This is a genomic window from Gordonia aquimaris (assembly GCF_026262595.1).
GTDB lineage: Bacteria > Actinomycetota > Actinomycetes > Mycobacteriales > Mycobacteriaceae > Gordonia > Gordonia tangerina.
Genome location: NZ_JAPKFM010000005.1, coordinates 85,246 through 110,888 on the forward strand (window position 1 = coordinate 85,246; position 25,643 = coordinate 110,888).

21 protein-coding genes are annotated in these 25,643 nt (G+C 68.1%); all 21 read left to right on the top strand.

Annotated features, from left to right (window positions below; all coding sequences use genetic code 11):
- The first annotated feature begins 44 nt into the window (after window positions 1–44).
- On the top strand, window positions 45–449 hold the full coding sequence (locus OSB52_RS07150) for an SCO2097 family morphological protein (RefSeq protein WP_235723222.1): 405 nt from the start codon (window positions 45–47) through the stop codon (window positions 447–449).
- Window positions 450–960: 511 nt separating this feature from the next.
- Entirely contained in the window at window positions 961–1,401 is a 441-nt protein-coding gene (mraZ, locus tag OSB52_RS07155) for a division/cell wall cluster transcriptional repressor MraZ (RefSeq protein ID WP_235723221.1), read from the top strand.
- Window positions 1,402–1,713: 312 nt separating this feature from the next.
- Window positions 1,714–2,661 carry a 16S rRNA (cytosine(1402)-N(4))-methyltransferase RsmH gene (gene rsmH, locus OSB52_RS07160; protein WP_266061141.1) on the top strand — a complete coding sequence of 316 codons (948 nt, stop codon included), beginning with the start codon at window positions 1,714–1,716 and terminating at the stop codon, window positions 2,659–2,661.
- A complete protein-coding gene (ftsL, locus tag OSB52_RS07165) occupies window positions 2,658–3,554 on the top strand; it encodes a cell division protein FtsL (protein ID WP_266060979.1) in 897 nt (298 codons plus the stop codon). Before rsmH ends, ftsL begins: the two co-directional genes overlap by 4 nt.
- Before the next feature lie 21 nt (window positions 3,555–3,575).
- Window positions 3,576–5,480, top strand: coding sequence for a peptidoglycan D,D-transpeptidase FtsI family protein (locus tag OSB52_RS07170; RefSeq protein ID WP_235723219.1), 1,905 nt, complete (start codon window positions 3,576–3,578; stop codon window positions 5,478–5,480).
- A gap of 150 nt (window positions 5,481–5,630) precedes the next feature.
- Entirely contained in the window at window positions 5,631–7,265 is a 1,635-nt protein-coding gene (locus OSB52_RS07175) for a UDP-N-acetylmuramoyl-L-alanyl-D-glutamate--2,6-diaminopimelate ligase (protein ID WP_266060981.1), read from the top strand.
- Window positions 7,265–7,720: a UDP-N-acetylmuramoyl-tripeptide--D-alanyl-D-alanine ligase gene (locus tag OSB52_RS07180; RefSeq protein ID WP_266060982.1), complete on the top strand. Its 456-nt coding sequence runs from the start codon at window positions 7,265–7,267 to the stop codon at window positions 7,718–7,720. Before OSB52_RS07175 ends, OSB52_RS07180 begins: the two co-directional genes overlap by 1 nt.
- A 168-nt stretch (window positions 7,721–7,888) precedes the next feature.
- On the top strand, window positions 7,889–8,983 hold the full coding sequence (mraY, locus tag OSB52_RS07185; RefSeq protein WP_235723216.1) for a phospho-N-acetylmuramoyl-pentapeptide-transferase: 1,095 nt from the start codon (window positions 7,889–7,891) through the stop codon (window positions 8,981–8,983).
- Window positions 8,976–10,547, top strand: a complete 1,572-nt coding sequence (gene murD, locus OSB52_RS07190; RefSeq protein ID WP_235723215.1) for a UDP-N-acetylmuramoyl-L-alanine--D-glutamate ligase — start codon at window positions 8,976–8,978, stop codon at window positions 10,545–10,547. The genes mraY and murD overlap by 8 nt, the downstream gene beginning before the upstream one ends.
- Window positions 10,544–12,220 carry a putative lipid II flippase FtsW gene (ftsW, locus tag OSB52_RS07195; protein WP_372512359.1) on the top strand — a complete coding sequence of 559 codons (1,677 nt, stop codon included), beginning with the start codon at window positions 10,544–10,546 and terminating at the stop codon, window positions 12,218–12,220. Before murD ends, ftsW begins: the two co-directional genes overlap by 4 nt.
- A 67-nt stretch (window positions 12,221–12,287) precedes the next feature.
- On the top strand, window positions 12,288–13,547 hold the full coding sequence (gene murG / locus OSB52_RS07200) for an undecaprenyldiphospho-muramoylpentapeptide beta-N-acetylglucosaminyltransferase (protein ID WP_372512360.1): 1,260 nt from the start codon (window positions 12,288–12,290) through the stop codon (window positions 13,545–13,547).
- A 64-nt stretch (window positions 13,548–13,611) separates the two neighbouring features.
- Complete coding sequence (gene murC, locus OSB52_RS07205) at window positions 13,612–15,198, top strand: UDP-N-acetylmuramate--L-alanine ligase (protein ID WP_266060986.1); 1,587 nt, start codon at window positions 13,612–13,614, stop codon at window positions 15,196–15,198.
- On the top strand, window positions 15,195–15,911 hold the full coding sequence (locus tag OSB52_RS07210; RefSeq protein WP_266060988.1) for a cell division protein FtsQ/DivIB: 717 nt from the start codon (window positions 15,195–15,197) through the stop codon (window positions 15,909–15,911). The genes murC and OSB52_RS07210 overlap by 4 nt, the downstream gene beginning before the upstream one ends.
- 190 nt (window positions 15,912–16,101) lie before the next feature.
- A complete protein-coding gene (gene ftsZ / locus OSB52_RS07215; protein ID WP_235723210.1) occupies window positions 16,102–17,274 on the top strand; it encodes a cell division protein FtsZ in 1,173 nt (390 codons plus the stop codon).
- 8 nt (window positions 17,275–17,282) lie between these two features.
- Entirely contained in the window at window positions 17,283–18,017 is a 735-nt protein-coding gene (gene pgeF / locus OSB52_RS07220; RefSeq protein WP_266060989.1) for a peptidoglycan editing factor PgeF, read from the top strand.
- The gene (locus OSB52_RS07225) at window positions 18,004–18,759 is read left to right on the top strand and encodes a YggS family pyridoxal phosphate-dependent enzyme (RefSeq protein WP_266060990.1); all 756 of its coding nucleotides are present in this window, start codon (window positions 18,004–18,006) and stop codon (window positions 18,757–18,759) included. The genes pgeF and OSB52_RS07225 overlap by 14 nt, the downstream gene beginning before the upstream one ends.
- A 93-nt stretch (window positions 18,760–18,852) precedes the next feature.
- Complete coding sequence (locus OSB52_RS07230) at window positions 18,853–19,590, top strand: cell division protein SepF (protein WP_235723207.1); 738 nt, start codon at window positions 18,853–18,855, stop codon at window positions 19,588–19,590.
- A gap of 90 nt (window positions 19,591–19,680) precedes the next feature.
- Window positions 19,681–20,001: a YggT family protein gene (locus OSB52_RS07235; protein WP_235723206.1), complete on the top strand. Its 321-nt coding sequence runs from the start codon at window positions 19,681–19,683 to the stop codon at window positions 19,999–20,001.
- 381 nt (window positions 20,002–20,382) lie between these two features.
- Complete coding sequence (gene wag31 / locus OSB52_RS07240; protein ID WP_266060991.1) at window positions 20,383–21,213, top strand: DivIVA-like cell division protein Wag31; 831 nt, start codon at window positions 20,383–20,385, stop codon at window positions 21,211–21,213.
- A 24-nt stretch (window positions 21,214–21,237) separates the two neighbouring features.
- Entirely contained in the window at window positions 21,238–22,032 is a 795-nt protein-coding gene (locus OSB52_RS07245) for a hypothetical protein (protein ID WP_266060993.1), read from the top strand.
- A 364-nt stretch (window positions 22,033–22,396) separates the two neighbouring features.
- Window positions 22,397–25,624, top strand: a complete 3,228-nt coding sequence (gene ileS / locus OSB52_RS07250) for an isoleucine--tRNA ligase (RefSeq protein WP_266060995.1) — start codon at window positions 22,397–22,399, stop codon at window positions 25,622–25,624.
- Window positions 25,625–25,643: the final 19 nt, after the last annotated feature.

Sequence of the window (25,643 nt, forward strand, 5' to 3'; positions counted from 1 at the left end):
GGGTCTGTGATCGGGGTCGGTGGAGTTGGGATAAAGGAGGGTCGGTGCCTCTTTCGGAGCACGAGCAGCGCATGCTCGAACAGATCGAAAGCGCTCTGTATGCCGAAGACCCGAAGTTCGCGTCGAGCGTCAAGCGTCGTCGTCTCGGAAGGTCCAGTGGTCGGCGTCGTCTGCAGGCGGTGGCGATCTTCGTCATCGGCCTGGTACTCCTCGTCGGCGGTCTCGTCGTCGAGGTCCGTGTCGGTGGGTTCCCCATCATCAGCCTGATCGGCTTCCTCGTGATGTTCGGCGCGGGCCTGATGGCGTTGTGGGGTGGTGACGGCCGCGGCTCCACGGGCAATCAGTCGGCGGGTGGGTCCGCCGCCAAGCAGCCGAAGGCCGGCGGGGCCAAGCGGAAGTTCTCCGAGCGCATGGAGGACCGCTTCAACCGTCGTTTCGAACAGGAGTAGACCACTCCCGAGACCGACTGATCGGTCACACTTGCGCAGAGGCCGCACACCGTAACGGTGTGCGGCCTTCGTCGTGCTCGGCCTTTGTTGCCGGCGTCGGCGTCGGTGGTGACCGGAACCGACCCGCGTGACCGGAACCGACCGGCGACCCGTGTCGTCCCGCGCGGCCCCATGGAGTCCTCCGTCGGATTCCGTCGTCGTCGCCACCATTCCCTACCCGATTCCCCACCTTCCCCCACCCGATTCCCCACCTTCCCCCACCGGCCGTCGAAAGTCGCTTCACCAGCATCTTGAGATGTCGTGAGTATCAGCAGTAACGGCGTTGTCGACCTATACACGCCGAGCGTTCGAACTTCCTGCCACCAAACATCACGGGTTTGAACTGGTCTTTTACGATCGTGTGGGGCAACCGTGGGGTGTTTGGGGTGGAAAGTGGTGGAAAGTGGGGTACTGTGGCATCACTGGGTGAGGCGGACCGGACGTCGAACCCGGTGGGGCAGGAGGTGGCGACATGTCCGTGCGATTTGTCGGCACCTACACGCCCAAGTTGGACGACAAGGGGCGACTGACGTTGCCCGCCAAGTTCCGCGACGCGTTGGCAGGAGGCGTGATGGTCACACGAGGCCAGGACCGCAGCCTGTCGGTGTATCGAGCCGAAGAGTTCGATGCGATCGCCGAGCAGACCATGGCGGCTTCGCGGAACAACCCCGAAGCGCGGGCCTTTCAGCGGTACTTCTTCGCGAGTACCGATGAGCAGCGCCCCGATGGGCAGGGCCGGATCACCCTGTCGGCCGAACACCGGACATACGCGGGCCTGTCGAAGGAATGCGTGGTGATCGGTGGTTTCGACCACCTCGAGATCTGGGATGCACAGGCTTGGCGTGATTACCAGAGTGCACACGAGGAGGACTTCTCCGCCGCGGGATCTGCTGCGCTGGATGCCTTGCTCTGAGCGGCGTCCACCAGCAGACAGACATTTGAACAGCGGATCGGGTGGGTCGAGGCCTCGGCCCGGCGCGACCCTGGCGTACTTCCCCAACGCCAGGTGCGTGATCGGGTCGAGACCCCGCCCCATCGGACACGCCGGCACAGCTGGTGCCGACGCCAACGTCACAGGGGTCGACTCTCTCGTCGAGAGCTTCCCGAACCGCACAGTCCGAGGAGAGGGTCGGTGAACGAACGTCACGAGGAACCGGGAGAGCCCGGCGGGCGATCCCGCGGTTCCTCGCCGCGGCACCGATCGGGTGATCACGGACACCTCCCGGTGATGGCCGACCGGATGATCGAACTCCTCATGCCGGCGCTGACCGGGTCGCGGCGTGACATCGATCCGGTGGTGGTCGATGCGACGCTCGGTGCGGGAGGCCACACCGAACTCCTGTTGGATGCGCACCCCCGGGTCCGCGTGATCGGCATCGACCGTGATCGTGCCGCCTTGGCCATCGCCGAGGACCGGCTTGCGCGCCACTCGGACCGATTGGTCCTCCGCCAGGCGCGCTTCGACCAGATCGGTGACGTGGTCGCCGACCTCGACATCGATCGGATCGACGCCGCGTTGTTCGATCTGGGTGTCTCGTCGATGCAGCTCGATCAGTCCGATCGCGGGTTCGCCTACGCGGTCGACGCGCCCCTGGATATGCGAATGACCGCAACCGAGACGCTCACCGCTGCGGAGATTCTCAACACGTACTCACACGGAGACCTGGCGCGCATCCTGTCGCAGTACGGGGAGGAACGGTTTGCCGGGCGTATCGCGTCGGCCGTCGTGCGTGAACGTGAGCGCCGACCGTTCGACACCAGTGCGCGGCTGGTCCAGTTGCTCTACGACACCATTCCGGCAGCCACCAGGCGGACCGGCGGGCATCCGGCCAAGCGGACCTTCCAGGCGCTGCGTATCGAGGTCAATCACGAGCTCGACGCGCTTGAGCGCGCCTTGCCTGCTGCGCTGTCGCTGCTCCGCGTCGGCGGCCGGGTCGCGGTGATGAGCTACCAGTCACTCGAGGACAAGATCGTCAAACGAGAGTTCGTGTCCCGCACCACATCCACATCGCCGAAAGGCCTCCCGGTGGAACTGCCGGGTTCGGCGCCGGACTTCCGGCTGGTCACCCGCGGTGCGGAACGTGCCGACGAGGCGGAGCAGGACCGCAACCCGCGATCGGCTCCGGTCCGGGTGCGGGTGATCGAACGGGTCGAGGAAAAGGATCTCCGATGACTGTGCTGCACGACACCGACGTCGCCACGCCCACCGCCGACGCCGCCGGAGAAGCAGGCGATGCCCCGCGTGCGGGTCGGGCCCGACGACGGACCGGCGAACGCACCTCGCGTGCCACCAGATCGGCTGCGGCGCAACGAGCCATCGACCGGCGCGCGAAACGACGTGAAAGGGAGGCCCGCACCGCCCGGGTGGCCGAGCGCTCCGCTGCCAGACTCTCCGGCCGCGCCCCCTCCTCGGGTCTGCGTCACCGGATCGCATCGGTCCCATTCGTCGTCCCGATCATCGCCTTGCTCGTCGTCGGGCTCGGGCTCAGTCTCTGGTTGTCGACGAAGGCGGCCGCCGACTCCTACCGCCTCGGTGAGGAGCGACAGCAGAACCAGGCTCTGCTGGACAAGCGGGATTCCCTCAAGCGGACTTATGAATCCAGTGATTCGGCGCCGGAACTGTCCGACAAGGCTTCTCGTCTCGGCTTGATTCCCGCGAACAACCCGGCCCGGATGATCGTGAACGGCCCGGGCAAACCGCGTGTGGTCGGCGATCCGGAACCCGCGCAGGGCAAGGTGTTGCGATCGATCAATCCGCCGACCGAGCCGGACCCGGTTGCCAGTATCGACCCCGAGAAGGTCGACGACTCCCAGGGTTTGCCCGGCACCGCTGTCGGCTCCGCCGAACAGGCCGAGTCGAATGGCAGCCAATCGGCCGGAGATCAGCTGAATTCCGAACAGTCACAATCGAGTTCACCGGATGACACCGAATCCGGGGGCACGTCGACATCGCGCGCCGATAGCGAGGCCGACACGTCGCCGAGCGCCGGCGTGGTAGCACCGGCCCCGAATGTGTTGCCCACCGCCGGCAACGCGCCGAGCGCAAATTCGGCGGAATCGCGGTAAGCGAGCGGACAATTGGCAACCATGACACGTGCCGTCTTCCAGCGCCTCGACGCGGGTGGGTCCGGGAGTGGACGAGGTGGATCACGCGGTCGGGGTTCGGGCTCGGCAGGCCGGAGACCCAACCGTCCCGATTCCTTCCTCGGCCGCAGCCGGATCGCCGGGATCATCGTGATCGTGGCGGTGCTCGCGGTCGCTGTCCGGATGATCGTCGTGCACACGATCGAGGCGTCGTCGATCTCGGCGGAAGCCGCGCTGCAGCGCGAGTACACCCAGGTGCTCACCGCGAAACGCGGGGCGATCCTCGACCGCAACGGCCGGCCTCTGGCCTACACCGACGAGGCGCGGGCGTTGACGTTCTTGCCACAGGCGGTACGCAAGTCGATCGCGGAGGCACACGAGAAGGACGACGCGCTACCCGACGTGGACGAACGACTCGCCGAGATTGCCCGCGGGGTGTCTTCAGCGCTCGGGGGATCGATCGCCGAGCAGGATCTGCTCGACAAACTCAAGAGCGATGACACGTTCGTCTACCTCGCCCGCTCGGTCAGCCCCGAGGTGGCCGGCGCCATCACCTCGGAGTTCCCCGAAGTCGGCGCCGATCCCCAGGCGATCCGGCTGTACCCCGGCGGGTCGTTGGGAGCCAACATCATCGGCGACGTCAACTACGACGGCAACGGACTGATCGGACTCGAGGCGTCACTGGACTCCACCCTGGCCGGCACCGACGGTTCCAAGACCTACGATCGCGGTTCGGACGGCGCGGTCATCCCGGGCAGCACCCGCAACGTCCATCCCGCCATCAATGGCGCTGCGGTGCGCCTGACCATCGATTCGGACGTGCAATGGTTCGTGCAGAGTCAGGTCAACGCCGCCAAGGCGGCCTCCGGCGCCCAGAACGCCTCGGCGGTGGTGCTCGACGCACACACCGGCGAGGTGATCGCGATGGCCAACGACAGCACCTTCAACGCGGCGCAACCGCTCGAGGACCAGCAGGACGCCGATCTGGGCAACCGCGCGGTCACCTCGCCGTTCGAACCGGGCTCGGTGAACAAGATCATCACCGCCGCCGCGGCAATCGAGTACGGCGTCACCACGCCCACCGAGGTGCATCGGGTTCCGGGCAACATCCACATGGCCGGGGTGACCGTCAACGACGCCTGGGCGCACGGGGTGGAGCCCTACACCACGACCGGGATCTTCGGTAAATCGTCGAATGTCGGCACGCTCATGCTGGCCCGCAAGGTCGGCGAGAAGCGCTTCGCCGACATGGTCAACCGATTCGGTCTGGGGCAACGCACCGGCGTCGGCCTGCCGGCCGAGAGCGCTGGTGAGGTTCCGGCGCTGAGCCAATGGTCCGGCGGCTCTTTCGCCAACCTCCCGATCGGGCAGGGTCTGTCGATGACTCTGCTGCAGATGACCGGGATGTATCAGGCGATCGCGAACGACGGTTTACGCATACCGCCGCGAATCCTGTTGTCCGAGCAGCGTGACGGGCAACCGGTCGACGACATGACCCGGCCGGCGGGAGTGCGGGTGGTGAGTCCGCAGACGGCCGGCACTGTGCGGGACATGTTCCGAGCGGTGCTCCAGAAGGATCCGATGGGTGTCCAGCAGGGGACCGGCTACACGGGTGCGGTTGCGGGGTATCAGATGTCCGGCAAGACCGGCACCGCGCAGCAGGTCGACCCCGACTGCGGCTGCTATTCGAACTCGCGCTACAACATCACCTTCGCCGGGATCGCGCCGGCCGACGATCCGCGCTACGTGATCGGGATCATGCTCGACAATCCCAAACGCAGCTCGGACGGTTCCGGCGGCCAGTCGGCCGCGCCGATGTTCGGGACCCTCGCCTCCTGGTTGATGCAGCGTGACCGGGTGCCGCTGTCGGCCAAGCCGCAGGCGCGGCTGACCCTGCAGGCGGACTGACGGCTCACGGGTGTCCAGGCCGCCGCACGCATGTCCAGATCGGCCTCTCCGGTACACGGGGTCGGTGTGGCTGACGGTATCGTGAGTGAGTTCCGGCGTGCCCGACCCGGGTAGTGACGAGAAGATCAGCGAGGAGGCGGGAGCAAGGAGATGGCGTCGACTCGCCGTAAGCGTTCGAAGGTCGCTGCGGAGATGCTTCGGCCGACCACCGTGTCCCCGACCCCGGTGTCGGTGTTGTCGGCGTCCACCGGGGCCCGCGTGGACCTCGTCGGCACGGTACCCACAGACGTGGCGGTCACCGGGGTCACCTTGCGTGGCCAGGACGTCCACCCCGGTGATCTGTTCGCGGCGTTGCCGGGCGACCGGACGCACGGCGCCCGGTTCGCCGATCAGGCCGTTGCCGCCGGCGCGACGGCGATAGTGACAGACCCTGCGGGCCGCGCGGAGTTGGCGGGGGTGCTGGGTCCCGACGTCGCGTGCGCGGTGCTCGTCCACCCGAATCCGCGCGCCGTTCTCGGTCAGCTCAGCGCGCGCATCTACGGCCATCCGTCACGCCGCCTCAAGCTGATCGGTATCACGGGCACCTCGGGCAAGACCACGACCGCCTACATGGTGGAGGCCGCGCTGCTGGCGGCGGGTCACTCGGTCGGGCTCATCGGCACCGTGCAGACCCGGATCGACGGTGTGGCGCAACCGAGCACCCTCACCACGCCGGAGGCACCGACTCTGCAGGCCTTGCTGGCGACGATGCTCGAGCGCGGGGTGGACGCCGTGGTGATGGAGGTGTCCAGCCATGCGCTCGCGCTCGGTCGGGTGGATGGCGCGCATTTCGCGGTCGGCGCTTTCACCAACCTGTCGCAGGATCATCTCGACTTCCACGGGACGATGCGCGCGTACTTCGACGCGAAGGCCCAACTGTTTGCCCCCGGTTCGCCGACCGCGGCGGTGCGGTCGGTCATCTGCGTGGACGACGACTGGGGCCGGCGCATGGTCGAGGTCGCGCGCGGCGACCCGCGGACCGTGGACCGTCCGGGAGCGCCGGTCACCGTCTCCACCGGTCCCGTGCCGGCTCAGTGGCATGCCGGGCCCTCGACGATCGATGCCGACGGTCGCCAGCATGCACAGATCGCCGTGGCGGGTGGCGCGCACCATGAGCTGACCGTGCCGTTGCCCGGCCGATACAACGTCGCCAACGCGACGATGGCCGTCGCGATCGCGGTCGGTGCGGGGGTGCCCACCACGACCGCGGCACAGGCAATCGCCGAGGTGTCGGTGCCCGGCCGCCTCGAACGGGTGGATCGGGGACAGGATTTCCTCGTCGTCGTCGACTACGCGCACAAACCCGCCGCCCTCGAGGCGGTGATCGCGACGCTGCGGCAGCAGACCCGTGGCAGGGTCGCGGTGGTGGTCGGCGCCGGAGGCGACCGCGACACCGGGAAACGGCCGATGATGGGCGAGATCGCGGCGCGCGCAGCCGACCTCGCGATCATCACCGACGACAACCCGCGCACCGAGGACCCGGCCGCCATCCGATCGGAGATGCTCGACGGAGCCCGGTCGGTCGACGAGACCGGTGGCGCCGAGGTCCGGGAGATCGGTGATCGCGCTGCGGCCATCCGCGCGGCGACGCAGTGGGCGCAGCCGGGGGACACGGTGTTGATCGCCGGTAAAGGACACGAGACCGGACAGGAGATCAACGGGGTGAAGCATCCGTTCGACGATCGCGTGGTGGCCGCCGAGGCACTCGACTCCATACGAGCGTCCACCGGCGCCGAGGACTCGTGATGGCGCCCACGGTGTTGGTGGCGCCGGCCCGAGGCGGAGTCGAGGACGTGCGCGTGATGTTGCGTGACCTGGTGCAGGCCGCGGCCACTGCCCGCACGTCCGCCGACGGGGTCCGTACGTGGGCCGTCCTCGGCGAACTCACGGTCAGCGGCGAGACGTCGGAGAACGAGCGTGTGATCGAGCACGACCGCATCGGTCGCCAGGCTGTCCGTCTGGCAGTCGACAAGACCTTGTGCGTGGGAGAATCGCGCGCGGTGCGGGCGCTGCATCAGGGCGCGGTGATGGAAGGCTCCTGGGGAGACGAGGTGCGTATGGTCGCGACTGCCGACGAGGCCGGTGCGGTGCTCGCCGACGACTCCGGGTGGCGGCCCGGGCCCGATGACGTGATCCTCGTGGCAGGCGCCGACCCGGCCGTCACGGCGCTCGCCGGGATCTGGCAGGAGGGCCGGGTATGAGCCGGCAAGTCGTGTGGGGGACCGTGCGGCGGGGACAGATGACGACGGACGAGAGGCAGTGACGAGCGTGACAGGGGACCGACTCCTCGAGCAGACGACTGCGGTCAGACGGGAAGCAGGCAGGTTGACTGGGGGACTCATGGCGCCCGGGCAGACTGGGATGCGCCGGTGACCCAGATCCTGATCGCGGGCGGGATCGCGTTGGCGGTGTCGATCCTGCTGACGCCGGTCTTGATCCGGCTATTCACCCGACAGGGCTTCGGCCAGGAGATCCGCGTCGAGGGCCCACAGAGCCATCAGACCAAGCGTGGCACCCCGTCGATGGGTGGCGTGGCGATCCTGGTCGGCCTGTGGGCGGGTTACTTCGGTTCTCACCTCGTGGGCCTCTTCACCGGCGGCACGGGCGTCACTGCTTCCGGCCTGCTGGTCCTCGGGCTCGCGACCGCCCTGGGCGGAGTCGGCTTCCTCGACGACATCATCAAGATCCGCAAGCACCGCAATCTGGGGCTCAACAAGACCGCCAAATCCATCGGGCAGTTCGCCGCAGCGATTCTGTTCGGAGTGCTCGTGCTGCAGTTCCGCAATGACGCGGGCTACACCCCGGCCAGCACGAACCTGTCCTACGTCCGCGACATCGATGCGATCTCGATGTGGTCGGCGGTCTTCGTGGTGTTCTGCTGGCTGGTCGTCGCCGCCTGGTCGAACGCGGTCAACTTCACCGACGGTCTCGACGGCCTGGCGGCCGGTTCGATGGCGATGGTGCTGGGTTCCTATGTGCTCGTGACGTTCTGGCAGTACCGCAACGCATGCACGGGGGGACCGAAGACGACACAGGAGATCACGCCGGGCTGCTATGTGGTCCGCGATCCGCTCGACCTCGCGCTGATCGCGGTGGCCGGTGGCGGGGCCTGCCTCGGCTTCCTGTGGTGGAATGCGGCGCCGGCCAAGATCTTCATGGGCGACACAGGATCGCTGGCCCTGGGCGGCATGCTGGCCGGGTTGTCGATCACGACGCGCACCGAACTGCTCGCCGTGGTGATCGGCGCGCTGTTCGTGGCCGAGATCGTGTCGGTGGTCATCCAGATCGCGTTCTTCCGGACCACCGGTCGCCGTGTGTTCCGGATGGCCCCGTTCCATCACCATTTCGAACTCGGCGGTTGGGCGGAGACGACGGTGATCATCCGGTTCTGGCTGCTCACCGCCATCGCGTGTGCGCTCGGCCTGTCCCTGTTCTACAGCGAGTTCCTGGCCGTCAGTGGCTGAGCGCGCCGACATCGACGTCGCCGCCATCGCCGGGACCGGCGTGTTGGTGGCGGGTGCCGGGACCGCCGGCCGGTCCGCGGCACATCACCTCATCGCCATGGGCGCGGAGGTGACCGTGGTCGACGCCCGGTTCGCCGACCAGATCGACGACGAGCTCACCGCCGCCGGCGTAAACCAGATCGCGATCGACGCATTGGCCGATGCCGACGGTGGGCTTGATGCGTTCGAACTGGTGATCGTGTCACCGGGTTTCGCGCCGACGCACCCGCTGATCGCCCGGCTACACGGCTCCGGGTTGCCGGTGTGGGGTGAGGTGGAACTGGCGTGGCGGATCGACCGGGCAGGTCTGCTCGGTCCGCCACGCACCTGGCTGGTGGTGACCGGCACGAACGGGAAGACCACGACCACCTCGATGCTCGCCGACATCGTCACCGGTGCCGGTCGCGCCGCCGCGGCCTGCGGAAACATCGGCCTACCCGTCCTCGACGCCATGAACCGGCGTCCGCGGGTCGACATCCTCTGCGTCGAACTGTCGTCCTTCCAGTTGCACTGGGCACCCTCGGTGGCGCCGGAGGCGGGCGTGGTGCTCAACGTGGCGGAGGACCATCTCGACTGGCACGGGTCCTTCGACGCCTACGCGCACGCGAAGGCCAACGCATTGCACGGAGCCGTGGGGGTGGTGGGTCTCGATGATCCGATCGCGTCGGGGCTGCCGGTCGTCGGCCGCCGAGTTGGCTTCACTCTCGGCCCACCCGGGCGCCATGGTGAACTCGGTGTGCGCGACGGCATCCTCGTCGACCGCGCATTCGGGCCCGATGACTCGTCGCGAGACCTCATCGAGGCGTCGGCGATCCACCCGCCGGGGCCGTCCGGGGTGGCCGACGCGTTGGCCGCCGCATCGTTGGCGCTGGCCGCGGGTCTGACGCCAGACCAGGTGGCCTCGGGCCTGCGGCAATTCCGTCCGGCCGCCCACCGCGGGGAGATCGTGGCGACGGCGGCGGGTCTGGACTACGTCGACGACTCCAAGGCGACCAATCCGCACGCCGCCCACGCCGCGATCCTCGGCCATCGCCGGGTGGTGCTGGTGGCCGGTGGGCTGCTCAAGGGTGCGGCCGTCGACGACATGATCCGCGACACCCGGGACCGACTGGCCGGTGTCGTGGCCATCGGCCGGGACCGAGACTTGATCGTCGAGGCGATCGCGCGACACGCCCCAGAAGTCCCAGCAGTCACAGTGTTCACAGGGGACGATGGGCGGGTGACCGTTCAGCACGCTTCTGCGACCCCGGTGAGCGACCGCACCGCGGATTTCCCGGCGATCATCACGGCGGATTCCCGACCCTTCGGAGGGTCGGTCGAGCCCGCGGGCGCGGTGATGACCCGCGCGGTCGAGGTGGCCACCCACCTCGCGACACGTGCCGTCGATCGCCCGGACGCGGTCCTGCTGGCGCCGGCAGCCGCATCGCTGGACATGTTCGCCGGATACGGTGCCCGCGGCGACGCCTTCGCCGACGCGGCCCGGGCGTTGCCGGACGCCCGACGGGCGGGCGGGTCGTCGCAGTGAGCTCGCCGACCGAGCAGGCGTCGTCGGCCGGTCGATCCGAGTCGACGAAACGATCCGATTCCCGGTCGACGTTCGAGGGCTCGTGGCCTGCCGCCGTGGTCGAGGCCATCCGCAATCTGCTCTCGCGACCGTTGGCGTCGTACCACCTGATCCTGACCATCGCGTTCCTGTTGACCGCGTTCGGTCTGGTGATGGTGCTCTCGGCCTCCTCGGTGGAGGGCTATTCGAAGCAGGGATCGGCCTACGGGCTGTTCGCGACACAGGTCATCTTCGCGCTGCTGGGTCTGTTCGGCTTCTACGTGATGGTGCGGCTACCGGTGCGGCTGCTGCGTCGAGTGGCCGCACCGCTGATCGTGATCACCACGGTCCTGCTTGCGCTCGTGCTCGTCCCGGGTATCGGTACGCTGAGCCAGGGCGCCCGGCGCTGGTTCGTCGTGGGCGGTTTGTCGGTGCAGCCCTCGGAGCTGGTGAAGGTGGCGCTCTGTGTCTGGGGTGCCCACCTGCTCGCGTCGCGGCGCCGGGAGAACGCATCGCTGAAGGAACTGCTCATCCCGCTGCTGCCGGTGTCATTGCTGATCTGTGTGTTGATCATCCTGGAACCGAATCTGTCCACCACCATCACCATCGCGATCATCGTCGGTGCGTTGCTGTGGTTCGCCGGCCTGCCGGTGAAGGTGTTTCTCTCCTTTGCCGCCGTCGGCGCCGCGCTGGCGGTGGTGCTGGCGTTGGTCGAGGGCTACCGGTCGCAGCGAGTGATGAGCTTTCTCGGCAGTATCGACGACCCGCAGGGCGCAGGCTATCAAGCCCGGCAGGCGACGTTCGCCCTGGCCAACGGTGGTGTCTTCGGCGTCGGACTCGGCCAGAGCCGTGCCAAATGGAACTATCTGCCCAATGCCCACAACGACTTCATCTTCGCGATCATCGGTGAGGAACTCGGACTGGTCGGCGGATTGCTGGTGGTGCTCCTGTTCGCGATCCTGGCCTTCATCGGCTTCCGGATCGCGGCGCGATCGGTGGACCCGTTCCTACGTCTGATGACGGCCACCGTCACCGTGCTGATCACCGCGCAGGCGTTCATCAACATCGGCTACGTCATCGGGTTGTTGCCGGTGACCGGTATTCAGCTGCCTCTGCTCTCGGCCGGCGGTACATCGACGTTGACCGTGCTCGCGATGCTGGGCCTGCTGGCCAACGCCGCGCGACACGAACCCGAGGCGGTGGCGGCGCTCGCCGGCGGCGAACGTGGCAGGTTCGGGAGATGGCTGCGGGTGCCCGCTCCGGTGCCATACCGGCCCAGTCGTGCCGACGCACTGCGCGACCGGCTCGACCGGCAGCGGCCCGAGCGGGCCCGTCGAACGCCGTCGGTGACTGCGGGTGCGACGGTCTGGTCGCGGTTGCGGCCCGGCGGTGCGCCCGAGCCCGGCGCCCCGGCCGATCGGCGTCAGGCGGGACGCAGCCGGGCACCGCGCACCTCCGCCGTCCGGGTCGACTACCGTACGGGGTATTCCGGCAGCCGCGGCAGCGGTGATCGCGCATCGGCCGGCCCACGCACGCGCGGTGGGCCGAACCGTCGGGGAGCCGACGGTGCCGGCGCGGCTAACGCGTGGGGCAGCCGGTCGGGATCGGCCGGCCCGTGGGCATCGGCGCGACGCGGCCCCGGCGCCCGGCGCTGACACCGGTCGAGACCCCGCTGTCGGTCGACGTGCCGCGGCACCGACCGTGGGGCCGGACCGCGGGGACATGCGCAACCGCGGGGGCACCGGCGAACGACGACGTGAACGTGAATGGAGTGGGGCAGCGGTGAGTGCTGAGCGAGGCCGGTCGCGGTCGGATCGACCACTGTCGGTGGTGGTGGCCGGAGGCGGGACCGCCGGACACATCGAACCGGCTCTCGCCGTGGCGGACGCGGTGACCCGGCTGGACCCCACGGCTCAGGTGACGGCGCTGGGCACCACCCGTGGTCTGGAGACGACGCTGGTCCCCGAACGGGGCTACCAACTCGAACTCATTCCGCCGGTGCCATTGCCGCGCAAGCCCGGGATGGAACTGGCCAAGACGCCTGCGCGGCTGGTCGGTGCGGTCTCGGCGACCCGATCGGTGCTGGCCGCGGTCGGCGCCGACGTGGTGATCGGGTTCGGCGGCTACGTGTCGCTGCCCGCGTACCTCGCGGCCCGCATGCGGGTGCGGGGCCGCAGCCGGCTGCCCATCATCATCCACGAGGCCAATGCGAGTGCCGGGATCGCGAACAAGGTCGGCGCCCGGTTCGCCGATCGGGTGATGGCCGCGGTGGCCGGCTCCGGTCTCGAGGCCGAGGTCGTGGGCATCCCGGTACGCGGGGTCATCACCGAACTCGACCGTCCCGGGCTGCGCGCCAAGGCTCGTCACTATTTCGGTCTCGACGCCGATGCGCCGACGCTGCTCGTCTTCGGCGGCTCACAAGGCGCCCAGCGACTCAACGACGCGGTCGCCGGCGCGGCCGGGGCGTTGGGTGACGCCGGTATCGGTGTCCTGCACGCCTACGGGCCGAAGAACTCGATCTCTCCGGTCTCGCCGCCGGGGGCGCCGCCCTATCGCGGGGTGGGCTACCTCAAACGGATGGACCTCGCCTACGCCGCCGCCGATCTGGTGATGTGCCGGTCCGGCGCGATGACCGTCGCGGAGATATCGGCGACCGGCCTGCCCGCGATCTACGTCCCCTTGCCCCACGGGAACGGGGAACAGCGACTCAACGCCCTGCCCGTCGTCGACGGCGGCGGTGGGGTATTGGTCGACGATGTCGACCTGACGTCGGACTGGGTTGCCCGCGAGGTGCCGGCCATGCTCGCCGACACCGATCGGCTGTCGGCGATGTCGACCGCGGCCGGCCGTACCGGCCACCGCGATGCAGCCGACGCCGTCGCGACCGCAGCGCTCGAGCTCGCCGCCCGCCGTCGCTCGGGTACGTACCGGGCGCGTCTGCGAACCGCGTTTCGTTCGCCCGCATCACCGGACGAACGGTGACAATGAGCAGAGGACTGGACGTGACCGGCGGCGCTCGCCGGCGCTCGGCTGCGGAGGTGAGACGATGAGCAGCGGACCGATCGCCCCCGTCGGCGACCTGCCGGAGATGCTGCGGCGAGTGCACATGGTCGGGATCGGCGGCGCCGGGATGAGTGGGCTCGCCCGAATCCTGCTGGCCCGCGGCGGTCGGGTGTCGGGATCGGACGCGAAGAACAGCCGCGGCATCCTCGCCCTGCGCACCCGGGGCGCCCGGATCCAGGTCGGCCACGATCCGTCGGCGCTTGATCAGCTGCCCGGCGGGCCCACCGCCGTGGTCACCACCCACGCCGCGATCCCGAAGACGAATCCGGAGCTGGTCGCGGCGCGCTCACGCGGCATCCCCATCCTGCTGCGTCCGCACGTCCTCGCGCAGCTGATGGCCGGTTACCGCACGGTGTTGATCGCGGGCACCCACGGCAAGACCTCGACCACCTCGATCGCCGTGGTGGCCCTGCAGCATTGCGGTCAGGACCCGTCGTTCGCGGTGGGCGGCGAGCTGAACGAGTCAGGCACCAACGCCCACCACGGCAGCGGCCCGATCTTCGTCGCGGAGGCCGACGAGAGTGACGGATCCCTGCTCGAGTACGAACCCGATGTTGCGGTGGTCACCAACATCGAGGCGGATCATCTCGACTTCTTCGGGACCCGGGAAGCCTATGTGCAGGTTTTCGATGCCTTCGCCGAGCGGATTCGACCGGGTGGGTCGCTGGTGGTGTGCCTTGACGACGAGGGCGCAGCGGCCTTCGCGGGACGATGTGCCGATGGGCTTGCCGAACGCGGCGTCGCCGTCCTCGGCTATGGCGAGGGTCGTCACGCCGCACTCGCGCCGTCGGTGTCGAATGTCGCCGAGCTGGTGTCCTGGTCGCCGCGCGGTGCCGGCGGACTGGCCCGGGTGCGGTTCGGTGCGCCGGTGGCAGAGCCCACCGCCGAACGCGATATGCAGTTGACGGTGCCCGGTAAGCACATGGCGCTCAACTGCATCGGTGCCGCCGTCGCCTGTCGGGTGACCGGCAGTGCGCTGTCGTCGGTCATCGACGGGGTGGCGGCGTTCAGTGGGGTGCATCGGCGCTTCGAGTTGCGTGGCCGCGCCGGCGGCGTCGAGGTGTACGACGACTACGCGCATCACCCGACGGAGATACGGGCCGTGCTCACCGCGGCACGGCAGGCCGTCGAGACCAGAGCCGCCGAGGCGGTCGAAGCGCCGGGTGGCGACGACGGTGGCCGGGTGATCGCGGTCTTTCAGCCCCATCTCTACTCCCGCACAAGTGAGTTCGCCGACGAGTTCGCGGCGGCTCTCGACCTCGCCGACGAGGTGGTGATCGCCGATGTGTACGGGGCCCGGGAAGAACCGATCCCCGGTGTGAGCGGCGCGACGATCGTCGATCGGGTGCACCGACCGGCGTTCTTCGTGCCGGATCTCTCGACGTTGGCGCAGCTCGTCGTCGATCGGGTCAAACCTGGCGACGTCGTGCTGACACTCGGCGCCGGCGACATCACCATGCAGGGGCCCGAGATCCTTGCCGAACTGCGCCGCGCTCCCGGCGCCGAGGCACAGATGCCGCCGACCGTGAGCGGACCGGCACCTGCTGACGCCGCGGGATCCCCACCGTGACCACCCCCAGGGCACGCACCGGGCGTACTCTTCCTCGCCCACGATTGCTGCTGGGCACCTTGGCGGTCATCGTGGTGGTGGTGGGGCTCGGGCTCATCGCCTACTACACCCCGCTGATGGCCGTCCGCTCGACGGATGTCCGAGACAACCAGGCGGTGCCGGCAGATCAGATCGTGGGTGCTGCCGACGTGGCCGACGGGACTCCGCTGCTGCAGGTCGACACCGCGGCTGTCGCGCAGCGGATCGCGGCGATCCCGTCCATCGAGTCGGTGCGGGTGCAGCGCAGCTACCCGTCGTCGTTGACCATCACCGTGGTGGAGCGTCAGCCGGTGGTCAAGGTGACCGATGGGCAGAAGGTCCACGTGCTCGACCGGTCCGGGGTCGGTTACCTGACCTACGACAGCACGACCGGTGTGCCACCCGAGGTGAACGCTTTGCCCGAGTTCTCCACACCCAACCCGGGTCCCAGCGACCCCACCACGGTGGCCACGCTGCGTGCGGTCCATGAACTCCCGGAATCCATCTCCGGTCAACTCGTCGCGGTCACGGCGTCGTCGCCGGTCGACATCCAGTTCACGTTGAAGGGTGACAAGACCGTCGTGTGGGGGGACAGCGAACGCGGCGCGGAGAAGGCCCGCACCCTCACCGCCATCCTCACGCGCCCCGCTTCCACGTACAACGTCTCGAGTCCGGAGTTTCCCGCGTTCAAGTGATTCCGTGGCGCGGCGCATCCGAATCGCCCGGTTGAGCAAAAAATGCCGGTCAAGTTCGCGACACGCCGCGCGCTTGCTGGCGGCCCGGCCATCGGATGCCTAGCGTCATCCCCAACATCCAACTACTTGACATAACTCTAAATCTATGGTTCAGGTTTAGGGTTTCGGATCGAACGAGGAAGGCGGGCACATGACGCCACCGCACAACTACCTGGCCGTGATCAAGGTCGTCGGCATCGGCGGCGGCGGCGTCAATGCCGTCAACCGAATGATCGAGCAGGGGCTGAAAGGTGTTGAGTTCATTGCGATCAACACAGACGCGCAGGCCCTGCTGATGAGTGACGCCGACGTCAAGCTCGACGTCGGACGTGACTCGACCCGCGGTCTCGGCGCGGGTGCCGATCCCGAGGTCGGACGCCGTGCCGCCGAGGACGCCCGCGACGAGATCGAGGAACTCCTCAAGGGCGCGGACATGGTCTTCGTGACCGCGGGGGAGGGCGGTGGCACCGGTACCGGTGGTGCGCCGGTGGTCGCGTCCATCGCTCGCAAACTCGGCGCCCTCACCGTGGGCGTGGTCACCCGGCCCTTCTCCTTCGAGGGCAAGCGTCGTGGCGGTCAGGCCGAAGCGGGCATCACTGCCCTGCGGGAGTCCTGTGACACCCTGATCGTGATCCCCAACGATCGGCTGCTGCAGCTCGGTGACGCGCAGGTCAGCCTGATGGACGCGTTCCGCAGCGCAGACGAGGTACTGCTCAACGGTGTTCAGGGCATCACAGATCTGATCACCACCCCCGGTCTGATCAACGTCGACTTCGCCGACGTCAAGGGCGTGATGAGTGACGCCGGCAGCGCGTTGATGGGTATCGGGTCGTCCCGTGGTGAGGACCGGGCGAAGAAGGCCGCCGAGGCGGCCATCAACTCGCCGCTGCTCGAGGCGTCGATGGAAGGTGCTCGCGGAGTGCTCATCTCGATCGCCGGTGGCAGTGACCTCGGACTGTTCGAGATCCACAACGCCGCCACGCAGGTGCAGGAGGCGGCCCACGAGGACGCCAACATCATCTTCGGCACGGTCATCGACGACAACCTCGGCGACGAGGTCCGCGTCACGGTGATCGCGGCCGGATTCGACGGCGGCGCACCGCGCAAGCGCACCGACGTCCCGGCAGCGGCAGGCAAGTCGACGGTCGGGTCCGGTCAGGCCGGGTCCGTGGCGTCCCCGTCGAAGGACAACGACCCGCTGTTCGGCAAGATGCCGACCGGGTCGGGGGATCCGTTCACCGAGGAGCAGCCCGAGCGGCCGCGCCGCAACAACGTCACCCTCGACGATGACGACGTCGACGTGCCGTCGTTCATGAAGCGCTGAGCCGCGCTGTGCGGGTACGCCGAGTGGTCACCAGTCGATCCGGCGGCGTCTCGGTGGCGCCCTACGATTCGTTCAACCTGGGCGACCACGTGGGGGATGATCCGAAGTCAGTCGCGAACAATCGCGCTCGGCTGGCCGAGCAGATCGGTCTGGCACCGGGGCGGATCGTCTGGATGGAGCAGATCCACAGCCGCAACGTCACGGTCGTCACCGGGCCGGTCGACGAACCGGTCCCGGCCACCGATGCGCTCGTCACCTCGGAGCCGGGGCTGGCGCTGGCGGTGCTGTCGGCCGACTGCGTCCCGGTGCTGCTCTCCGATGACGAGGCAGGCGTGATCGCGGGAATCCATGCCGGACGGGTCGGCGCCCGAGTGGGGATCGTGCCCGCGACGCTGCGCGAGATGATTCGACTCGGTGCTCGGCCCGAACGGATGGGAGCACTGCTCGGACCGGCCGCCAGCGGACGGCACTACGAGGTGCCGGCCCATATGCAGCGAGATGTCGAAGAGCATCTCCCGGGCAGTGCATGTGTCACCGAGAAGGGGACCAGTGGACTGGACTTGCGCGCCGGATTGCGACGGCAGTTGCTCGCGGCCGGAGTTGCCGCAGTGGCTGCCGATCCGCGTTGCACGATCGAGGACCCCGAGCTCTTCAGTCACCGGCGGGGCGCCCCGACGGGCCGGTTGGCGTCGGTGATCTGGATCGACCCGGTCGCGCCCGGGGACGGCGATGACCCTACCTGAGTCAGACGCGCGGCGAGCGGAGCTGGCGCGCGGGTACACGGCCGCTCGCGAGCGACTCGATGCCGCGGTCGCGGCCGCCGGACGCAGTCCCGGTGACGTGCAATTGCTGGTGGTCACGAAGTTCTTCCCGGCTGCAGATGTCCGCCACCTGATCGGCCTCGGGGTGCGGACCTTCGGCGAGTCGCGCGAGCCCGAGGCGGGCCGCAAGATCGCCGAACTCCGGCAGGCCGACGCGACCGACGCCGCGGTGGCGGCCGCCGAGTTCGACATGATCGGCAGTGTTCAGTCGAAGAAAGCGAAATCCGTTGCGCGGTGGGCGCGAACGGTGCACTCGGTCGATCGCGCAAAGGTCGTCGACGCCCTGTCGTCTGGGGTCCAGGAGGCCTGCGACACCGGTTCGCGCAGCGCGGACCTCGGCATCCTGCTCCAGGTCAGTCTCGATGGTGATCCGCACCGCGGCGGGGTCACGGTGGAGGAGCTGCCGGAGCTGGCCGAACACGTCCGGGGCGCTCATGGACTGACCCTGCAGGGGCTGATGGTGATCGCGCCGGTGGACGGTGCAGCGCAGCGATGGATGGCCCGCGCGCAGGAGATCCACGCCGCGTTCGTGTCCGACCATCCCGACGCCCGGGAGCTCTCTGCCGGCATGTCGGGTGATCTCGAGGAAGCGGTGGCGCACGGATCGACATGCGTGCGTGTCGGTACCGCGATCATGGGACCGCGGCCGTTAGTCTCTCAGTAATCACATTGGTCACACGAGAACCAACGAAACCAAGATCAACAACTGCACCACTGCACTGCTCCCCGGCAGCGTTGGACGACAGAGAGGCCAGCTATGACCACGATGCAGAAGTTCAAGGCATATTTCGGCATGGTGCCTCCGGGTGACTACGAAGACGACTACCTGGAGGAGCCGGGTGGTCCTGTTCGCGGTGGACGTTCCTATCGGGACGAGTACTACGGTGACGCGAGCTATCGCGAACCCGGCTTCCGCGACGGTCCCCGCGACGCCGACTTTGCCTACGTCGACGACCGACGCTTTCCCGGGGAGTTCGAACCACAGGGCTTCGCGCCTGCCGGCTACGACCCCAACGGCTATGACGCGGGTTTCGAGCCGGTCCCGGAGTACGCCTATGCCGGGGGGCGGCACGGAGGCGAGCCGGTCGATCGGATGCGGGCTCCGCATCGACTCGAACCGTTGCAGCGATCGGGGATGCGCACCGCCGGGGTCGCGCGTTCGGCCGCGGGTTCGGATCAGCGCGCCGAGCTCGAGCGGGTCTTCGCCGACGGGCCCCTGCACAAGATCACCACGCTGCGGCCCTCGGACTACGGTGAGGCCCGCACGATCGGTGAGCGGTTCCGCGATGGCAACCCGGTGATCATGGATCTCGTCGACATGAGCAACGACGACGCCAAGCGGCTCGTCGACTTCGCCGCCGGATTGGCGTTCGCGCTTCGGGGTTCCTTCGACAAGGTGGCCACCAAGGTGTTCCTGCTCTCGCCCGCCGACGTCGACGTCTCGCCGGAAGATCGACGCAAGATCGCCGAGACCGGCTTCTACAACCACTCCTGATCCGCGCTCGCACTCGCGCACCACATGCGCTCCGACGCCGGTCAACGGGGGGCTGCGGCGCGGGTGCGACATATCAGGCAACCTTGAGTCGTGACGATTCTGTTCCAGGTTCTGTACTACGTCCTGTTCATCTACTGGCTGCTGCTGCTCGCGCGGCTCGTCGTGGAGCTGGTCCGGTCGTTTGCGCGTGAATGGCGACCCACCGGTGTGGCGGTGGTGGTCATCGAGATCGTGTTCACCGCGACCGATCCGCCGATCCGTGCTCTGCGTCGCGTGTTGCCGCCCATCCCGCTGGGGCCGGTGCGCCTGGATCTGTCTCTGATGATCGTGATGATCGTGGTGCTCATCGCGATGCAGGTGGTCAGTTCGCTCAGTCGCAGTTCGGCCTCGGCTCTGGTCGGGCTCGGGTGAGTTCTGCAACTCCGCTTGGCGCTCGCTGACACGTCGTTTCCGACACGCCAACCGTGACCACTTCGTGACCATTGGCCCGCGGTGGTTTACCGTTGAGTGTCATCATCGAGTGACCGTTCGATTGCGAGACAGTATCGATCGTCTGCTACGAACGGTTCTCGTGTGACAGGATTTGACGCCAGTTACCCAGTGGACTGGTATGAATAAACAGTGACAGCCTGTAGCAAAGACTGTGCAGACCCATGACTCTCGATGTGGAGAGCAGCGAGTGTCGAACACTGGCTGAGACGGTCGTCGAGCGGGTGATGCTGCCAACTGAATACGGGCTTGATCCGGCCTACCAAATACAGACAGTTCGACTGACAAATGAGGGGAACCGACATGCGGCTGACACCAGCTGATGTGCACAACGTCGCGTTCAGCAAACCGCCTATCGGTAAACGCGGCTACAACGAGGATGAAGTTGATCAGTTCCTCGACTTTGTCGAGGCCGAACTGGCGCGACTCATCGAGGAGAACGGCGACCTGAAGCAGCGCGTCGAGGAGCTCGAGGGCGACCTCGCCGACGCACGGTCGGGCGCACCCGCCGCCGAGTCGGCCGCCGCGCCGTCGGCCGAGGAGCGGACCCAGGTGTTCGCCTCGGCCCCGGTCGCCGAGGCGCCGGCCCCTGCGGCCGCACCGCAGCCCGAGTTCAGCGACGACGATGCGAACGTGCGCGCGGCGCGGGTGTTGGCCTTGGCCCAGGACACCGCGGACCGGTTGACCTCGACGTCTCGTCAAGAGGCGGATTCGCTGGTCGCCGACGCGCGTTCGCGTGCCGACGCCATGGTGTCGGAGGCGCAGTCCAAGGCAGACGCCCTGTTGTCGGATGCCCGACAGCGGTCGGAGGCCATCCTCGCCGACTCGCAGACCCGCTCGGAGGCCCAGGTCCGCCAGGCCCAGGAGCGCGCCGACGCGCTGCAGAGCGACGCCGAGCGCAAGCACAGCGAGATCATGGGCACGATCAATCAGCAGCGCACCGTGCTCGAGGGTCGGATCGAGCAGCTGAAGACCTTCGAACGCGAGTACCGCACCCGTCTCAAGACCTACCTGGAGTCCCAGCTCGAGGAACTGCAGCAGCGCGGTAGCGCCGCTCCGGTGGAGGGTGGTCGGTCCGATTCGTTCTCATCAGATCCCGGCAACGGTGGTTTCACCAGCTACTCCCCGAGCTGATCCGGGACCAGCGGGAGGTTTCTGGTGTTGACACTGGCCCTCGCGGCGACGCTCGTGGGGTTCGTGTTGCTGGTGTTGGGCCTGATCACCGGCACCGTATGGCTGGCGATCTCATGCATCGTGGTTTGTCTGGCGGGCCTCGGCTTCCTGATCGCAGATGTGGTCGGGGCCGGGCGCCGCGGCGACGACGAGCCCACACTGGCCGACTTCGTCGACTCTGATCAGGCCGAAGGGCAGACGCCGGACGGCGAGTCGGGTGACCGGGGCACCCCGGCCGATCGTCGCATCGACGACGAGCCGGTCGCCCGGCCGCATTCGTCGGTGCCCCAGTCGCCGACACCCGAGTCACCGGTGCCCCCGTCACCGACACCCCAGGCACCGACACACCAGGCACCGATACCGCCGTCGCAGTACGGGTCAGCCGCAGCGCCGACCCCGCAGAGTCCGGTCCCGCCGCCGGGTCCGCCGGGAGTCGGCCGCCACGGGCGGGCGCCGCAGTCGCCGACACAAGCAGGGGTCGGTCGAGACGGTGGTTATGACGACTATCTGAGGTCGGTGGGCGGTTATCCCGCGCCGCAGCCGGCACCCGGGACCCACGGTGCACCCACCGGTGGTGCCGGCCGTCACGACGACGACGTCACGGAGTCCTTCCCGTCCTCGCGATCGTCTTCCTCGCCATCGTCTTCTTCGCCATCCCCGTCCGCGTCGTCCACGTCGCCGACTCACGGCCAGGAATCCGATGCGTCGGACGAGCCACGGGAGCAGCGCCGGGCACGGTTCGATCCGTTGGATCCCAACTGGCGCCCGCCGCTCGACTGACCGCGGTCGGGTCCACGCCGCCGTCACCTCGGCGTTCGGCCCCGCCGGTCGCACCAGCGATTCGTCGTGCGCGGCCGGTGACGGCTACACTCGTTGCTGCGTGGATCCGGCCATCACCGGGGAGCACTCGGAAGAACGGGACCGACACCGCAGCGTGGCAGGTTCTCAGTAGAACCGGGCGGGAGCGGCCCGTGACAGCCGTGGGCTCGCGCCGCATCGCGGGCCGGTGAGTGGCGGTGAACGGCTCAGTAGGCGTTCACCGCAAGCGGGGTGGTACCGCGCGGATCGGCTGATCGTCGAATCAGCCGGTGAGCGTCCCCGTGCCAGAGCAGTTGCGCACATGCCAGGCACGAGGAGAAGCATCATGGCCGACACCGCCCGACCCGAGGCCCCGCAGGTGGATACGTCCGCCGACGCCCGCGTCTATCCCGTCGTCGACATGACCGCCGGCGGCGGTCGCAGCGCTCCGTCCTTCCCGGACGTCGAGCAGCATGTTCTGGCCTACTGGGCCGGCGACGACACCTTCGCCGCTTCCATCGAGAACCGGGCCGACGCCGAGGAGTTCGTCTTCTACGACGGCCCGCCGTTCGCCAACGGCCTGCCGCACTACGGGCATCTGCTCACCGGTTACGTCAAGGATCTGGTACCGCGGTACCAGACGATGCGCGGCAAGCGCGTGGAGCGTCGCTTCGGTTGGGACACCCACGGTCTGCCCGCCGAACTCGAGGCGGAGCGTCAGCTCGGCATCACCGACAAGTCGCAGATCGAGTCGATGGGCATGGAGAAGTTCAACGACTATTGCCGTGACTCGGTGCTGCGCTACACCGGTGAGTGGCGCGACTACGTCACCCGCCAGGCCCGGTGGGTGGACTTCGACAACGACTACAAGACGCTCGATCTTGACTTCATGGAGTCGGTCATGTGGGCGTTCAAACGTCTCCACGACAAGGGTCTGGTCTACCAGGGTTATCGGGTGCTGCCCTACAGCTGGTACGAGCAGACGCCACTGAGCAACCAGGAGTCCAAGCTCGACGACGCCTACCGGATGCGTCAGGACCCGGCCGTCACCGTGCGGATGCCGCTCGTCGGCACCGATGCCCACCCCGAACTCGACGGCGTCAACGCACTGATCTGGACCACCACGCCGTGGACGCTGCCGTCCAACCTGGCGATCGCGGTCAACCCGGATGTCGAGTACGTACACGTCCGTGCGGCCGACGGCCAGGAGTACCTGCTCGCGAAGGCACTGCTGGCCGGCTATGCCAAGGAGATCGTCGAGCCCGAGATCCTCGGCAGCTACGGCGGCGCGGATCTGGAGGGAATGTCCTACCTGCCGCCATTCGACTTCTTCGTCGGTCATCCCAACGCGCACCGGGTGCTGCTCGGTGACTACGTGACCACCGACAGCGGCACCGGCGTCGTCCACCTCGCGCCGGCGTTCGGCGAGGAGGACATGGACCTCGCGATGGCCAACGGCATCGAGGTCGTGCAGCCGCTGGATCCGGGCGGCCGGTTCACCGCGCAGGTGCCGCCCTATGAGGGCCAGATGGTGTTCGACGCCAATCCGGCGATCATCAAGGACCTGAAGGCGATCGGGAAGATCCTGCGTCACGAGACCATCGAGCACTCCTATCCGCACTCGTGGCGGTCGGGAAAGCCGTTGATCTACATGGCGGTTCCGTCGTGGTTCGTCGCGGTCACCCCGATCAAGGACCGGATGCTCGAGCTGAACAAGCAGATCACCTGGTCGCCGGAGCACATCCGCGACGGTCAGTTCGGCAAGTGGCTCGAAGGGGCGCGTGACTGGAACATCAGCCGGAATCGCTTCTGGGGCGCGCCGATCCCGGTGTGGATCTCCGACGACCCGGAGCACCCGCGTACTGACGTCTACGGTTCCCTCGACGAGCTCGAACGTGACTTCGGCGTCCGGCCGGACAATCTGCACCGGCCCTACATCGACGAGCTGACGCGTCCCAATCCCGATGACCCGACCGGCAATTCCACCATGCGCCGGGTGCCGGAGGTGTTCGACTGCTGGTTCGAGTCGGGATCGATGCCGTTCGCGCAGGTGCACTATCCGTTCGAGAACGCCGACTGGTTCGACGGCAACAGCGACTCGGGCGATGTGCCGCACAACCCGGGCGACTTCATCGTCGAGTACAACGGGCAGAGTCGCGGCTGGTTCTACAACCTGCACGTGCTGGCCACCGCACTGTTCGACCGGCCGGCGTTCAAGAGCGTCATCGCCCACGGGATCGTGCTCGGCGACGACGGTCAGAAGATGTCGAAGTCCAAGCGCAACTACCCCGACGTCAACGAGGTGTTCGATCGCGACGGCTCCGATGCCATGCGCTGGTTCCTGATGGCATCGCCGGTGCTGCGTGGTGGCAACCTCGTGGTCACCGAACGCGGTATCCGGGAAGGAGTTCGCCAGGCGCTACTGCCGCTGTGGAACGCCTACAGCTTCCTGCAGCTCTACGCCGAGCGACCCGCGACGTGGCGGACGGACTCCACGCACGTCCTCGACCGCTACATCCTGGCCAAGCTCGCGGTCACCCGGGACACGATGACCGAGGCACTCGACACCTTCGACATCGCCGGTGCCTGCGAGGCGTTCCGGGAGTTCGTCGAGTCGTTGACCAACTGGTACGTACGCCGCTCCCGGGCTCGGTTCTGGGCCGGGCAGGACGACGATCCGGACGCGTTCGACACCCTCTACACGGTGCTGGAGGTGGCCGCTCGCCTGGCCGCTCCGCTGCTACCGCTGGCCACCGAGGCGATCTGGCGCGGTCTGACCGGTGGCCGGTCGGTGCACCTGACGGACTGGCCCGCGGCCGACGACCTGCCCGCGGACACCGCATTGGTAGCGGCCATGGACGAGGTGCAGGAGGTCTGCTCGGTCGCATCCAGCGTGCGCAAGGCCAACAAACTGCGAGTGCGGTTGCCGCTACCGGGTCTGACCGTCGCGTCGCCGACGGCCGAACAACTCACGCCGTATCGGGACCTGATCGCCGACGAGATGAACGTGAAGTCGGTGTCACTGGCCACGGACGCGGATGCCTACGGGCGCTACGAGATCGCGGTCAACGCGCGTGCCGCCGGACCGCGCCTGGGCAAGGATGTCCAGGCCGCCATCAAGGCCGTCAAGAGCGGGGATTGGACAGTCGGTGCAGGAGCCGACGGAAGCGAGGTCGTCATCGCCGGCGGTATCGAACTACACGACGGTGAATACACCCGCCGCCTCGTCGCCGTGGAGCCGGACTCGACCGCGGAACTGCCGGGTGGCCGCGGCCTGGTCGTCCTCGACACCGCCGTCACCCCGGAACTCGAGGCCGAGGGTTGGGCCAAGGACCGCATCCGCGAACTGCAGGACGCCAGGCGCACTCTCGGTCTCGACGTCTCCGATCGGATCGGCGTCCGACTCGTGGTGCCGGCGAACCGCGCCGACTGGGCACGCACGCACGCCGATCTGATCGCCGGTGAGATTCTCGCGGTCTCCTTCGACGTCGTGGACGCGGAAGCCGGTGCGGCGGGTGGCGTCGAACTCGGCGACGGGATCACCGCGGACGTCACGAAGGTGGCGCGCGCCTGAGTGTGATCTGAGTCACTCG